Genomic DNA, 14,408 nt, shown 5'->3' with positions numbered 1-14,408 from the left:
GTCTTACTTTTTTGGTCTTCTTGTCCATAATCTGTTTGGCTACTTGTAAACCAGCCAACACGTTCGTCAAAGTAACGGCGTTTCATAGGGTTTTCTGGTAGTAAAATCATAGAGTTATTGATTTCAATAGAAATACTTCCAGTGCTAAAATTAGATGGAGGAGAACCAGCAGCATAAGTTTTTACATGTCTAGCTTCTATGTTTTTAGGATAACTCTTTACGCTTTCAATAAACGACTTGTCACTTTCTAATCTTGAAACTTTATAAGGTCTTCTTCTGAAATTAGGCAACCCAAGAGATTTAACATCTTTTGAAAATAATGGTGTAACATCAACTACAGTACTTGTAGAATCTTTACCAAATGCTTTTATTGGGAAAGTAAATAATACAGGTTCAAAATTTGAGTTTTCAACGGCTTCATTAACAGGAAGAGAATCAGCAGCAAAAACGTTATAAGAAACTACACGCAAAATCACTTTTTTTCCTTTTTTCTGCCAACGCAATACTTGTTCGTTTTGTTTTCCGCCGCCAAAGCCTAAGCCACTAGCAGTTTTAGAAATTCGAGTTACCATTAACATTTCACGATCAAATAATGAATCTGGAATTTCATAAAAGAATTTTTCGTCTAAAGTATGCACAGTAAACAGACCTTCATCACTTTTAGCGTCTTTAGTTATGACTTTGCTAAAAGGTTTGATGTCATTTTTGCCAGGCTTTTTTACTGGTTTTTTAGCAGCTGTAGCAGCTCCTTTTTTTGATTTACTTGCTTCCTTAGTAGAGGAACATGATGCTATAAAAAATAGCGAAACTACAATGAGTAGTTTGTAGGAGAGATTTTTCAAAATGGTTGAATTTTAAATTAATACGTGAAAATAAGAAATACTCAACGAGTATAACAGTCAATAGTGCGATTTAATGTTTTTTTAACGAAAAAAAGCCACTGTGATAGTGGCTTTATTTATGTTTTGTTATTTAATCTATTCAAGTGAATTTATATAATCCACTAAAAGCGATACACCTTCATCATGGAGTACAGTAGTACCAATGAGTGGCATTCCATAGTCTGGAATTGTATTTTGTATTCTAGCTAAAATGCTATTACGTCTTTCAGAAATAAATGATTCACCATAATCTGTTTCATAAGCCAATCTCAAATCTGATTGTATTTCACAAAAGCCACCTTCAATATGGCAATGTGCACAATTAATATCCATGTAAGCTCTAGCTTGTCTTTCTAAGCCAACACTTGAATCTTCCCAATTTGGTAGTACACTTACTGTACTTGGGTCTGTTAATCCGTCAAGCATGTCGTTATCAATTAGAGTTTGTAATTGATTAACACCATTGATGTCGAAGTTCATCGTTCTTAATTTTGGGCCGATTATAGCTCCTTCAGAATTATTACTATGACAAGTAAAACAGTCAGCGCTTGCAGGTATTTCGTAATCTACATTTTGTGAAGCACCATTAGCGTCAATCCAGGTCACTGGAACAACACCACCATCTGTATCTAATGTTGCATCTGTTTGAGAGGCATTCCATCTATAGTTTCCTGATTCCCATGAACCATTTATTTTAATAATAATTCTTGTTTCAATAATATTTTTACCTTGACTTAAGTCAGTCTCATTATTGTTGTAATAAAATGTTTTTGCAATTACAGAATTGTCAGGAAATAAAGGAAATCCATCACCATTGTAAGTCATTTTCTCACCTGCTGGTAATGCTATTAAACGTTGTTTAGTTGCATAATCTGTAAATAATCTTGTATTTAAATCATAAACAAAAGTAAACGGAGAAGGTTGTAAGTCTCCAAGGTTACCAGAGAATAAATTTAATTCAGAAAGTAGTGGTCTAAATTCTGGCACTACAGGTAATGTACCTGTTGTAAAACTATAAATATCAGAATACATGCTCAAATTATCTGTACTACATACCACTTGTACGTAGACATCATATGTCGTTTCTGGTGACAAGTTTATGATTTCTCTAGAAGTACTAGTTTCGATTAGTGTTGTACCTGACCCTATAGCGAATCCTGAAACTCCGTATTCAATAAAGTAAGAGCCAGCATTATTAGAATCATTCCATGTTAAGGTTGCACTTGTTGCTGTGATATTATCGACTTGAATGTTTGTTGCTTTGGCGCATGCGTCTACTGTGTCGTCACTGTCATCGCTACTACAGGCGAAAGTTAGGCATGCAAATAACAATAGGAAACTTAGCTTTTTCATAATTTGGGTGTGTTTTTCTTATTTATAGCTGAGTGCTAATGTAGTAAAAATTCTTCTTTTACTGAGGATTAATTCGTTATGAGGCTTATTTCATCTTTAAATACCAATTTAAAATTAAAAATAGATGAAGATTTTTAATCTTCATAACTGTATTTTTTATAAGACTCTAATTTATAATATAATCGTCTACTAAAGTTTTTATAACCAAAATTAGCGGCTTCGTTTTTATTTAATTCTACGAGGAGTTTTGAGAAAAACGGCGAGTCAGTTTTTAGTTTTAAGATGTAAGCTTTAAATATAGGGTGGACAATTACTTTTTTGATTTCAGATTCTGAATAGTAGCTGTTTTCATAATAAATGATAATCTCGAAAGGCTCTGGTTCAATACTAGAATTGTCAATATTTTCATTCGATTCAATCTTTATTGGAGTAATTTGTATTAACTCATCAAAATTTGCTAAATCATCATTCAAATCGAATGTTGATTTTTTGTTTGACTTATTGAAGTACAAAAGATCTTTAGTCAGTTGTCCATCTTTAAAAGCAGCTTTAAGTTTAGGTTTTCCATTCTTGTAAAAATGAGTGTAATCTCCTTGCGCAGAAGCTTCACATTCATAATAAAAATCAAAATTTTCTTGTTTTGTTAAAGCTTCCGGAAGGTATCCACTTGGCACACCTGGTGTACCATTAGCTTCATTATAATCATCTACCGATTCAATGACTGTTTCTTCGATTTCGTAAATTTTATCATAGCAATCTTTAGCTAAAAATGTGATATCGTGCTTGACTTTTCCATTCGGATAATAAAATTTCCAATTTCCGTCTTCAGTATTGTATTCACCGTAGGATACTTCAGAATAAAGCTCACCATTATCATGATAATTTTTCCATGCGACCTTATCATTTTCTAGGCGCATCGTACGATATGGAAGGTATTCATTCTTGTATAATTTTTTTAATGTCCAAGACACTAATTTTCCGTGTTCATAAAGACCTCTGCCTTTATAATATTCTTCTTTAGAAGCTTCAGACCGTTTCATTTCAAAGGTCATTTCGCCATCTAAGATTTCATTGTCATACGTTCTGGATACAATTGTGTTGTCATATCCAACAGTGGTCCAAACACCATGTTTTTTGTTATTAAGAAAGCTTCCGGAATTAATAAGTTTGCCTTCAGAATTGTACATTTTAGCCTCACCTTGAAGTATGCCATTTTCAAAATGACCTGAATATCTCAAGTCTCCATTACTATAATATTCTAAATAATCTCCATTTTTTTCACCTTCACTAAAGGTTTGAATTGTTTTCTGTTTGCCGTTATCATAAAATTCTTGATAAAGACCATCCATAGCTCCGTTTTTAAATGCTATTCGACCTCTGAGTTCTCCATTGGAATAAAACTCTTTGTATTCGCCTTGTAATTGCCCGTTTTGAAAGGATTGAACTCGTCTCATTTGTCCGTCTTCAAAAAACTCAGTTGCTGTGCCATGAAATTTTCCATTCTTGAAATTGGTTTTACTTTCAATTTTTCCAGATTTATAAAAATGTTTTACTTCGCCATCAAAAATGGTTGTGTCTTGAGCTATAGAAGCACCTTCCATTTGTAAAATACCATTAATGTAGTAATCTTTAATAATGTGTTTTCCATTTACTTTTTTTGGTTTAGGTCTGAAAAATTCTGCATGAAATTTTGAAGTTTCATTCCATTCTTTATCATACCAGATTGTATCATTTTGAGCTGAAACGGAATATTGAATTAAACAAAAGACTACTGAAAGTAATAAGATTAAAGATTTACGCATATGTAAAATCATTGAAAAGTTTAAGTTTTAAATATATGTATTTTGAACAAAAAAGGAACTACATTCCTGTAATTCCTTTTGATATTAATATCTAAGTTTTTTTGATTTTTATGAAACCATTTCTACGAAAAGACCATCATCACTTTTAGTAACTTTGGCTACTTTTTTACTCGTTAATCCTTTAATAGTTTTGTCCCATTTTTTATTACTTAATCCAGATTGTGCTTTCAAGTCATTAAGAACCACTGGTGAATTCGTTTTGAGTATTTCAAAAACTGACTTTTCTTCTTCAGTCATTTCAATTTGCTTCTTTTCCGGTCGCATTTGAGGGAAGAATAATACTTCTTGAATGGATTGGTTATTTGTAAGGAACATAATTAAACGATCCATTCCAATTCCCATTCCGGAAGTAGGAGGCATACCGTATTCTAGTGCGCGAAGAAAATCATAATCAATAAATTTGGTTGCTTCATCATCTCCTTTCTCAGCAAGTTTTAGTTGATGTTCGAAACGCTCACGTTGGTCTATAGGATCATTCAACTCAGAGTATGCGTTTGCGATTTCTTTTCCGCAGACCATTAATTCAAAACGTTCAGTTAACTCTGGGTTGTCCCGATGTTCTTTACATAATGGACTCATCTCTTTAGGATAGTCTGTGATGAAAGTTGGTTGGATGTAATTGCCTTCACATTTTTCACCAAAAATTTCATCAATTAGTTTTCCTTTACCCATCGTGTCATCTACTTCAATTCCCATGTCTTTTGCTGCTTGACGTATTTCATCTTCAGTTTTACCTGTGATATCAAAACCAGTAAAATGCTTGATAGAATCTGCCATAGTCACGCGTTCGTAAGGCGCTTTGAAATTAATTTTATGTTCACCAAATGTAGCTTCGGTCGTCCCATTTACTGCTATTGCACAATGCTCTAATAATTGTTCACAGAAATCCATCATCCAGTTGTAATCCTTGTATGATACATAGATTTCCATTGCTGTAAACTCAGGATTGTGTGTTCTATCCATACCTTCATTTCTGAAGTTTTTAGAGAATTCGTAAACACCATCAAAGCCACCAACAATTAATCGTTTTAGATATAATTCGTTAGCAATTCTCATGTATAATGGTATATCTAAGCTATTGTGATGTGTGATAAATGGTCTAGCGGCTGCACCACCAGGAATAGGCTGTAATATAGGTGTTTCAACTTCAAAATAGCCAGCATCATTAAAGAATGAGCGCATGGCATTGAATAGTTTTGTTCGCTTTACAAAGACTTCTTTAACATTCGGATTCACAACTAAATCTGCATAACGCTGTCTGTAACGTAATTCAGGATCGTTGAATTCGTCAAAGGTGTTTCCTCCACTGTCTGTTTTTGGTAATGGTAAAGGTTTTAAAGATTTACTTAAAAGCGTGAAATCTTTAACCATCACTGTTTTTTCACCAACTTTAGTAGTGAATAATTCACCTTCAATACCAATAAAATCTCCAATATCTAATAGTTTTTTATAGACATCATTATATTTACTTTTATCGTCTCCAGTGCAAATTTCATCTCTATTGAAATACACTTGAATTCGTCCAGCACTATCTTGTAGTTCTGCAAAGCTTGCGCTTCCTTGAATACGACGAGACATTAATCTACCAGCGATAATCACCTTTTTTCCTTCTTCAAAACCATCCTTAACTTGCTTGGATGTTTGATTTACAGGATATAAATCTGCAGGATAGGGGTTGATGTTTAAGTCTCTTAATTTTGCGAGTTTTTCGCGACGTACTAATTCTTGTTCTGAAAGCTGCATGCTAAATGTATTTTGAGGTGCAAAATTACATTATTTGCAAGAATTAACGTAAAAAAACCATTAGGTTTTACAATCCTAATGGTCTTTCTCCTTGCTCAATGTTTTATATTGATTTTAAATCTTTCAAATTATCTTTAAGATCTTCATTTTCTGGAAATTTTTTAATCGCTTTTTCAATGACTTTTATGGCCTCATTCGTTTGTCCGTTGGCATCTAAAACGATAGACAAACTTTCGTAAGCTCTTGAACTATTAGGAAACAATATGGTGTTTAGTTCACACACTTCTATAGCTTCATAAAATCTATTAGTGGAATATAAAGTGCGAGCATAAGTGTTTAATTCAGACATGCTTATTACTTTTCCTGTAAAAGTTTTTAGTAGTTTCCTTCGTTGTCTTTTTAGACCATTAAGTCCATCTTTGATTAGGATGTTATTTACTTTAGTAACAATTTGATAATTAGATTTATACTTGTTAGAATCTAAAATGTTCAAAATATCCTTTTCAAGAGTTTCTACAGGATGTTCAACAATACGATTGACTTCTTTTTTGTCTTTGTAAAAGATGAAAGTTGGAACACGGTGTATGTTTAATCCAGCTTCATGGTGATTTGGACTTTGTTTGTACATGTCCGATTTCCGACTTAATCCAATGACACTTAATTGATCCATAGGATAATTACACGCTTCTAGAATTTTATAAAATCGAGGCACTTCCTTTTTACTATCGCCACACCAAGTTCCCATGAATATTGTAATTTGATATGCTTTTAGTTTTTTACCTATAGCATTTATTGTGGTATGATCAATTTTATAATCGTTATGGTTTTTTGAGAACCATGTATTGTAGTTTTCAGAAGTTAAACCATTTTTATTGATTTCTCCTAATAAAAAGGGCTTGTCATCACCAATAACAATTTCTTTATTGATGTCTTGCGCAATAGTAACAATTGAAAATAAGACTGTTACCAAAAATAATGAGTAATGCTTCATAATAATTAGTTAGTTGCTACTTTATTATTTGCTATAACGTTGCCTTTTATACGGAGTTTCTTTTGAGGTTCATCTGCATTAGACATCACAGTTATCGTTTTTGAAAAAGTACCAACTCTGTTTGTTGCATATTTGATATCTATTGAAGCTGTTTCGCCAGGTAAAATTGCTTGTTTAGGATACGTAGGAACTGTACAGCCACAAGTGGTTTTTACTTTTGAAATTACAATTGGAGCACGACCTCTATTAGTGAATTTGAATGTTCTTACGCCATTGTCATTTTGCGCAATGTCGCCATAATCGATGACTTCTTCTTCAAAATGAAATACTCCCAAATCATTTTGTTCTTGTGCAAAGTTTGTGCAACTAAAAAGTAAAGTAAAACATAAGATTACTGTTGAAATAAAATGATGTGTTCTGTGTTGTTTTTTAATACATACTTGATGTGTCATATCTGTTCGTTTTTTTGATTAATACATTCACAAACATCAAGATTTGAAATAAAAAAAGAGGACTATTTTGGGTTGGAAATGAGTACTAGTACTCGGGTTGAATTTTGTAACTAATTGTTAAACAGTGACTTTAGTTCGTCTCTAGAGTTTACATTTAATTTTTTGTAAACATTATTCACATGAGTTTTTACAGTGCTTACACTTACAAATAGTGTTTCAGCAATGTCTTTATTGGTATTTTCATTAAGCAAAAGTTCTAAAACATTTTGTTCTTGTTTAGTTAAAAGTGCTTTAGTATCGAGTTGTTTTTTTTGTTTTCTTTTTTTAGCAGAAAACACAAACCATAAATTCAATAATGCAGAAAGAATTAGAAGCACTGTAATTAAAAGTGTCCAATTAAAATTAGATTCTTCTTCTAAAGAAGGTGATACTATGAATTTATCTGAAGTTAATTCAGATTCGTATTGTTTGGTGTAACTTGAGTTTGGATACTTAGTTTTTAGTCGTACTAATAAATCGTCATAATAGTTATTGGTCTTTAAATCTTCTAAATAATAGTTGTGAAATTGATTACCTCTTTCTGATAAAAACGAATAAATATAGAGTTCTGCAAGTGGTTCATTGAGTTGCTCTCCGAAGTTTTGAAGTGATTTAAACCATTTTTTATTATTTAAATTACGATTGGCTTTACTTCTAAATTCGCTATAAGCAAACTTCATTTCTTCTTTTAAAGAATCGATTTTAATAAAGGAAGCTGTTTTCGGGTTACTCGAGACGATATCACAAAACATTTGGGCTTCAAATGACAGCGGAAACCTAATGCTGTCTGTGCTTTTGGCAATAAAAAGAATGTCTCTACTGTCGGCACAATGTCCGTCAAAATGATTACTACTTTGGTTATAAGTGTCACAATTATCTACATGTAATTTGTAAATTTTTTGTTCAGCATCTAATTGGTTTCCATTAAACTGAAAATAACCAGAACTATCAGAAGCTACTTTTGTGATGATTTGTTCGTCATTTATTCCTTGCAATGTTCGATAATCTTCAATAACTGATAGGTAAACATCACTTTGCCAGCGATCATTGTCGATGTAACCATCAAAATGATGTTGTGCATAAGTAACCTTTCCGAAGAAAATAAATAGAACTATTAAAACCAAATATCTCACAGTACTAAACTACTATAATTTCTCTTAATAGAAAATGGGATCGCAGATAAATACTTTAGTGTAACAAATTAATGAATAGAACGTCAGATAATTACATCATCAATCATCAAAATTAAAGTTATGAGTTTTTGGAGAGTTATTCTCGCTATTATTTTTCCGCCATTATCTGTAATAGGTAAAGGTTGTGGTTCTATTTTCATCGTCTTTTTATTATGGATTTGCGGCTGGGTACCAGGTGTCATTGCTGCATTAATTATTTTAAATAGTCCTGAATAGCAAGTTTTAAAAAGGGTAAAGAATCTTATAAATTATCGTAATTTTGTAATCTATGAATAAGACTATTCAAGTTAAAGATTTAGGTACAAAAGATTTTAAAGAGACTTGGGATTATCAAGAGGAACTATTTAAAGGAATTTTAGATACTAAAATTAAAAATAGAAGAGAAGAATTAGGTTTGTCAACCGATAATTATTTTCTGTTTGTAGAGCATCCTCATGTTTATACTTTAGGTAAAAGTGGTGATGTTTCTAATTTATTATTATCTGAGGAGCAACTCACGCAAAAAGGAGCAACATTCTATAAAATAAATAGAGGAGGCGACATTACCTATCATGGTCCAGGTCAAATTGTAGGCTACCCAATATTAGACTTAGATAATTTCTTTACCGATATCCACAAATATCTCAGATTTTTAGAAGAAATGATTATTCTCACTTTAGCTGAGTATGGTTTGAAAACCGAACGTAGTCCTGGAGAAACTGGTGTTTGGCTTGATGTCGGAACACCATTTGCAAGAAAAATTTGTGCAATGGGAGTTCGTGCAAGTCGTTGGGTTACGATGCATGGATTTGCACTTAATATAAATGCTAATTTAGGCTATTTTGATAATATTATTCCATGTGGTATTAGAGGTAAAGCAGTAACGTCTCTTAATGTTGAATTAGGAGTTGACAGAGTTGATGAAGCTGAGGTAAAAGCAAAACTCTTAAGCCACTTCAAAGTGCTTTTTGAAGCTGAATTTAAAGTATAATAAATCACTTGTATTTTTATTGTTTACCAATGAAATTCACGATCTTCAACTGAAATGTTTTCAGGAACAAATACATCAACTATAGTAGTTTCTTTTGAAGAAAATTGTTTGTGTCTAAATTCTAGTACCAATTGTTTTTCGCTTAAATCTAGTATTTTAAAAAACTTGTAATCTTTATCCAGATTCATTAATTCTTTTAGTTTACCACCTTTTAATTTAATGTAAGGGTAATTATCATCACTATGATACAAGGACCAATTAGCAGTTAAAGTTTCTCCACAGTCATATTGTTGACCATTATTGTCATGCATAATACTGTCTTTAAGATATGTTGCTCTGTAGGATAGGAAACAATCTCCCATATTCATTCTCGTATTGTTGTTAAAACGTCTTGCTAATTTCCATACTTTAGCAGAGTCACCTGCAATCAGTTGCATAGCGTTATTAGGTAAATTGAATGGAGGTTTTTTCTCAGTTGAGCATGAGAAAATAGTACCTATTAGGAGTATTGTTAATAACTGTTTATGGTGCTTTATTTTTTTAACCTTCCTCATTAAAAAAGACTTTATAAAAGTGCATCTTTTTTTCTTCATCATAGCCTCGCTCTAAGTATTCTGCAGAAGCATCAGGAGCGTCAACATCAAGCTTGATTTGAATGTTCGTGTCTAACTTAATTTCAGTTTTAATCTTTTGTTTCTGTTTTTTTAATACAATTTCTGAAACATCAAACTGATTTCTTATTAAGATATTGTGATCGTTTTCGTAATTTTTTTTGTAGTCTTCAAAAAGTTCTAGGGCATCTTCTTTTTCAAATACATCTTCTTTGAAACTTTCTATGTTTACGATTTCGTGTTCTTTGAAAAAATCAACCGTTTTTGCTAAGAAATTACTTTGTTCTTGTCCGCCAAATTGAGGTTGCATAACATCCTTAGAAAACTCACGACACATCTCAATGTAGTTTTTTGTGTGTTCATTTGAATCGTCAGGATATTTTACATTTAAAAAACTCTTTATCCAGTATTGAGCATCATAATTATTATGATCTACGCTAAGTACGATTTTGCCTTCGCCATCAGCGGCATTAAGGATGATACATCCTTTATCGACTTTCTTGGTTTTGATCCCTTTTTGGGTAATAATATCGTAACTACCATTTTCTAAATACGTCTGAAAAAAGTGTGATTTATTTTCGACTTTAAATATACCAACTGCATCAGTCAAATAGTCTTCGTATTGAAGGTCTCGAAACATACAAATGATAACATCTCCAGTTTTTATTTGTGCCGAATTGGATTGCTCAAAAAGATGCATTACGATGTGCTTTGAAACCTCAATAAAATCAGAATCATCATTTAATAATTGTGATACATAACTATTGATTTCATTTAACTCAACATTGGAATGATGATTGAAACGATAGGACTCAGCTAAATTTGAAAACGGACGCAATAAGTATGGTAAAATAAGATCGTAACTCATTTCATCAAACTCAAGTTCTTGTTCTGAAAATGCATTTTTTGTGCTGTTGAATTTATTGCCAACTTTGTGAAGTATGCATTTTGAAATTGAGGCTTTTGTGCGTTTTATCATATTGTAATTTTATAGAAAATGCTGAGAAAAATTGACTTAGTTGATTTCGTAAATAATAATAGAATTATCATCGCCTTTAACAATGATTTCTAGATCATTATCATTGTCGATATCGTCCATTTCAATCGATGAGTTTCCATAGACTGGGAAATTCTTTATGGGCTTGGCTTGGCTATCAAAAAGATATGCCTTTTTTGCTTGTAAATCGGTGACTGAAACATATATCTTATCATTGATGTAAAATATTTTTGGAGCTGTGTAAACACCAAAATCTAAGTTAATAGTATTTGTTTTTATCGTCAGTTTGTTATCTGATAAAGCGACTAGTGTTTTGCTAGTCGTTGTTATGAAATGCTCTTCACTTAGATTTAAGTTTTTGTGGCTAACGGTTCCGTTTTGATTTACTTCTAGTAATTCACCCCTTGTGTTACTTGTGGTGAATTTATTTTTGTAGAGATAAATTTCGTTACCAGAAAAATCAAAACTTTCTTTAACATTAACTCTTCTTTTTCCAACGCGATCTAAAACTTCCATTAAGCTACCTTCAGCAAAAATAATATAATCTTTTCGGCCTAATCTAATATGTTTAGGTTGAGTTGTGATATTGTTTTTGGCAGATTTATATTTAAATCCTGTAACAATTTTACCTTTTTGATCATACATCAATAGATTGTTTCCTTGAGTTACAAGAAGTCTGTATTTTCTTTTTTTATCATAGTCAAATACAGAGAGTGGTTGTGTGATTTCATCATTAAAACTTAGAGGGAAAGGGGAGACATTTTTTCCGTTTCGATCTAAAACATATAATTTTTTAGATGTAGCAAATGCTAATTGTAATCGTCCGTTTTTATACATGTCAATCTGTTCGATGTCTCCGAGTATTTTTCCACCGATTTTCTTTTTCCAGAATATTTTTCCTTGATTTGAAATAAGGTAAAGATGATTATTTACATCTTGAATTGCAATGTCTTTTTGATTGTTGGTGTGATTGTTTAAAAGTTGAGGTTCATTCAGTAAGCTTGCATCAAGTGTAATATTTAGTTCTTCAGTTACAGTATTATTTTTTGATCGCGATTTATGTGTTTTAAAAACTGAATTCACATGTGCAAAATCAGTATCATATATGTATTGTGTCGCAGTTGCTTTATAATCCTTTAAATTTAAGTTTTGATCTCCGTCAAAGTTTAAATTCAGAATTGTATTTAAATCTTTTCCATTAGAATAAATGAAAAGCGATGACTCATCACTTAGATGTTCCATTGTATCTTTAAAAGACGGAGTTTCAGTTAACGTTGTGTTATTTTGAAAATTTGATATTATTTGCTCTAAAAAGTCTAAGTCTTTGGTTAAAATAAAAAAGTCTTCAATAACTGCGTAGTAAGATATTTTTGTTTCGGGGATAAAAGGTGAAAATAAAGTGCTTATCATTTCATGATTCTCCCAATTGTAAATTTCAATAGTTCTAAAAGTAGAATGGTTGAGTTTCGATAATTCCTCATTTGTTGCGATTGCATCAATAGATCGAAGAATGATAGCTCTTTTGTCATCTTTTTCAAAAAAACCAGCTTCAATTATGGTTTCAAATGGATGTAAATCTTTTGATATGGAATCAAAAATTTGGTATTTGCCAAGTTGTTCTTCAAAAACTTTGATATCACTGAAAGTAATGCTCAAGAAGTAATCACTGTCAAATGGAATAACAGCAGCTAATTTGTTTTCTTGTGGGATATTGTGTTTAAAAGTATTGATTAAGCTCTTCGTTGAATCTGTTGCCTTGGTGATTCCATTTAAAACAATATTATTTTGTGAAATGTCCCCATCTAGAAGTAAATAATTTGAAATTTGAGAGGCGTTTAATTTTGAATCTTTAAAATTTAATGGTTTAAAAACATTCTGTTTGAGATTAAGTAATACTGAAACAGACTTGTTTTTGTTAGATACATCTAATAATTTCTTTAATTCTGGATGTGTTATTTTGTCTTTAAAAGAGTCTTCAACCAATTTAAGTCGGTTAGAAATAAACAAAACACTGTCCTTTATGGTTGAATAGAAAACAGAGTTGCTTATATCGTGTTTAGAAATGGATATGTTATTAGCGATAAAAGTTTCTGATACAATGTTCGGAATAGAATCCAACTCAAAAACCGAGGGTTTAAAATTGGTGATAAAACTAATTTCAAGACTATCATTTTTATCTTTTGATAAAGTTATAATGCATTCTTGCTCTGGTTTAAGATAAGAAACAGGTTTTAGTTTGCTGTTGAAATCTTGTATTTGAGGATACTTGAGAAGTTCCTGCAGTAGCGTATTTGTGCTTACACCACTCTTTAAGCTTTCAAGAGAATTAGTCTTAATAATCACTGATGAATTCTCAGGAATGTAATTTATGATATCTGAAGCTGTTTTTTTGTCGTTCTGGCAACTAAAAGTTAAAACGCATAAGATGACTAGCAACCAAATTTTTTTCATTGAAAAGGTTTTTACAAATATAAAAAGTTACAGTTCTAATTTTAATTGTTCGGGTAATAATCTAAAAGATTTTCTATGGTATTTAGTTGTTCCATATTTTTTTATTGCAAGTCGATGCTCTTTTGTAGGATAGCCTTTGTTTTTTTTCCAATTGTACATAGGGAACTCTTCATGAATTTTAGCCATATAAGCATCTCTATGAGTTTTTGCTAGAACAGAAGCTGCTGCAATTGACAAGAATTTACTATCGCCTTTAATTATGGTTTCATGAGGGATTGATTGGTAAGGTTTGAATCTATTTCCATCAACGATAATGAAATTTGGTTGGGGCATAAGTAATTCAATAGATTTATGCATGGCAAGAATTGATGCGTTCAAGATATTAATGCTATCAATTTCTTCTTCAAAAATATGATGGACTGCAAATGAAATGGCATTACTTTCAATAATTGGTTTCAGGGATTCTCTTTTTTTTTCTGAAAGTTGTTTTGAATCATTGAGTGCCGAATTTCTGAAGTTATCAGGTAGAATAACGGCTGAAGCTGTAACAGGGCCAGCTAAACAGCCTCTTCCTGCTTCGTCTGTTCCGCATTCTAAATCTAATTTTGAAAAGTTGGTTTTTAGGCTCAAAAAAGTTAAAGTTTGAACAAAGTTAAAATTTTAACGCAACCTTTTGCAAACTATCGCATCTAAAGGGCAGTAAACACATTAATTGTGCAATTATTTAATAAACATTTTAATTGTCAGCTTGTTAACATTTTTTTGGCAAAAATACTTGTTTATTTAATATATTATTAAGAAGTTTGCGCTAGACTAACTCAAATAATTGTTTTATGAAATTAAAGTTAACATGGTTAATGACGCT

General features: G+C 31.5%; 13 protein-coding genes. 2 read left to right on the top strand and 11 right to left on the bottom strand.

Annotated elements, in window-relative coordinates; all coding sequences use genetic code 11:
- The 7 genes from AB8B90_RS07460 to AB8B90_RS07430 all read right to left on the bottom strand — a co-directional run.
- A partial coding sequence (locus AB8B90_RS07460) for a DUF5117 domain-containing protein (RefSeq protein ID WP_405335271.1) occupies window positions 1-845 on the bottom strand: 845 nt, incomplete at its 3' end.
- A 132-nt stretch (window positions 846-977) separates the two neighbouring features.
- Complete coding sequence (locus AB8B90_RS07455; RefSeq protein ID WP_405335269.1) at window positions 978-2,234, bottom strand: fibronectin type III domain-containing protein; 1,257 nt, start codon at window positions 2,232-2,234, stop codon at window positions 978-980.
- A 134-nt stretch (window positions 2,235-2,368) separates the two neighbouring features.
- Window positions 2,369-4,036 (bottom strand): hypothetical protein, encoded by a 1,668-nt coding sequence (locus AB8B90_RS07450; RefSeq protein WP_405335267.1) that lies wholly within the window; start codon window positions 4,034-4,036, stop codon window positions 2,369-2,371.
- Window positions 4,037-4,144: 108 nt separating this feature from the next.
- The gene (gene lysS / locus AB8B90_RS07445; RefSeq protein ID WP_405335265.1) at window positions 4,145-5,839 is read right to left on the bottom strand and encodes a lysine--tRNA ligase; all 1,695 of its coding nucleotides are present in this window, start codon (window positions 5,837-5,839) and stop codon (window positions 4,145-4,147) included.
- 103 nt (window positions 5,840-5,942) lie between these two features.
- Window positions 5,943-6,830: a hypothetical protein gene (locus AB8B90_RS07440; RefSeq protein WP_405335263.1), complete on the bottom strand. Its 888-nt coding sequence runs from the start codon at window positions 6,828-6,830 to the stop codon at window positions 5,943-5,945.
- 5 nt (window positions 6,831-6,835) lie between these two features.
- Complete coding sequence (locus tag AB8B90_RS07435) at window positions 6,836-7,282, bottom strand: DUF1573 domain-containing protein (protein ID WP_405335261.1); 447 nt, start codon at window positions 7,280-7,282, stop codon at window positions 6,836-6,838.
- A gap of 110 nt (window positions 7,283-7,392) precedes the next feature.
- Complete coding sequence (locus AB8B90_RS07430) at window positions 7,393-8,454, bottom strand: response regulator transcription factor (protein WP_405335259.1); 1,062 nt, start codon at window positions 8,452-8,454, stop codon at window positions 7,393-7,395.
- 120 nt (window positions 8,455-8,574) lie between these two features.
- Between AB8B90_RS07430 and AB8B90_RS07425 the strand changes: the two genes are divergently transcribed.
- Together AB8B90_RS07425 and lipB are read left to right on the top strand one after the other, a co-directional pair.
- Window positions 8,575-8,730 carry a YqaE/Pmp3 family membrane protein gene (locus AB8B90_RS07425; protein WP_405335257.1) on the top strand — a complete coding sequence of 52 codons (156 nt, stop codon included), beginning with the start codon at window positions 8,575-8,577 and terminating at the stop codon, window positions 8,728-8,730.
- Between the two features lie 52 nt (window positions 8,731-8,782).
- The gene (gene lipB / locus AB8B90_RS07420; RefSeq protein ID WP_405335255.1) at window positions 8,783-9,484 is read left to right on the top strand and encodes a lipoyl(octanoyl) transferase LipB; all 702 of its coding nucleotides are present in this window, start codon (window positions 8,783-8,785) and stop codon (window positions 9,482-9,484) included.
- Between the two features lie 23 nt (window positions 9,485-9,507).
- On the opposite strand, the gene AB8B90_RS07415 is transcribed toward lipB, so the two are convergent.
- Genes AB8B90_RS07415 through AB8B90_RS07400 form a run of 4 tightly spaced genes read right to left on the bottom strand, consistent with a single transcriptional unit; the run spans window position 9,508 to window position 14,173 of the window.
- Entirely contained in the window at window positions 9,508-10,038 is a 531-nt protein-coding gene (locus AB8B90_RS07415) for a hypothetical protein (RefSeq protein WP_405335253.1), read from the bottom strand.
- Window positions 10,025-11,074, bottom strand: coding sequence for a nucleoid-associated protein (locus AB8B90_RS07410; RefSeq protein WP_405335251.1), 1,050 nt, complete (start codon window positions 11,072-11,074; stop codon window positions 10,025-10,027). Before AB8B90_RS07410 ends, AB8B90_RS07415 begins: the two co-directional genes overlap by 14 nt.
- Window positions 11,075-11,110: 36 nt before the next feature.
- A complete protein-coding gene (locus AB8B90_RS07405; protein ID WP_405335249.1) occupies window positions 11,111-13,543 on the bottom strand; it encodes a ribonuclease HII in 2,433 nt (810 codons plus the stop codon).
- A 27-nt stretch (window positions 13,544-13,570) separates the two neighbouring features.
- Window positions 13,571-14,173: a ribonuclease HII gene (locus tag AB8B90_RS07400; RefSeq protein ID WP_405335247.1), complete on the bottom strand. Its 603-nt coding sequence runs from the start codon at window positions 14,171-14,173 to the stop codon at window positions 13,571-13,573.
- Window positions 14,174-14,408 lie beyond the last annotated feature (235 nt).

Origin of the sequence: Psychroserpens sp., from assembly GCF_045105015.1 — a bacterium.
Lineage (GTDB): Bacteria > Bacteroidota > Bacteroidia > Flavobacteriales > Flavobacteriaceae > Psychroserpens.
This window is presented reverse-complemented; position numbering and strand designations above follow the sequence as displayed.

What these genes read in the sequence shown, in the direction of transcription:
- AB8B90_RS07415 (WP_405335253.1), bottom strand. Translation starts at nt 10,038, where the DNA reads ATGAGGAAGGTTAAAAAAATAAAGCACCATAAACAGTTATTAACAATA.
- lysS (WP_405335265.1), bottom strand. Translation starts at nt 5,839, where the DNA reads ATGCAGCTTTCAGAACAAGAATTAGTACGTCGCGAAAAACTCGCAAAA.
- AB8B90_RS07450 (WP_405335267.1), bottom strand. Translation starts at nt 4,036, where the DNA reads ATGCGTAAATCTTTAATCTTATTACTTTCAGTAGTCTTTTGTTTAATT.
- AB8B90_RS07410 (WP_405335251.1), bottom strand. Translation starts at nt 11,074, where the DNA reads ATGATAAAACGCACAAAAGCCTCAATTTCAAAATGCATACTTCACAAA.
- AB8B90_RS07435 (WP_405335261.1), bottom strand. Translation starts at nt 7,282, where the DNA reads ATGACACATCAAGTATGTATTAAAAAACAACACAGAACACATCATTTT.
- AB8B90_RS07405 (WP_405335249.1), bottom strand. Translation starts at nt 13,543, where the DNA reads ATGAAAAAAATTTGGTTGCTAGTCATCTTATGCGTTTTAACTTTTAGT.
- AB8B90_RS07425 (WP_405335257.1), top strand. Translation starts at nt 8,575, where the DNA reads ATGAGTTTTTGGAGAGTTATTCTCGCTATTATTTTTCCGCCATTATCT.
- lipB (WP_405335255.1), top strand. Translation starts at nt 8,783, where the DNA reads ATGAATAAGACTATTCAAGTTAAAGATTTAGGTACAAAAGATTTTAAA.
- AB8B90_RS07440 (WP_405335263.1), bottom strand. Translation starts at nt 6,830, where the DNA reads ATGAAGCATTACTCATTATTTTTGGTAACAGTCTTATTTTCAATTGTT.
- AB8B90_RS07455 (WP_405335269.1), bottom strand. Translation starts at nt 2,234, where the DNA reads ATGAAAAAGCTAAGTTTCCTATTGTTATTTGCATGCCTAACTTTCGCC.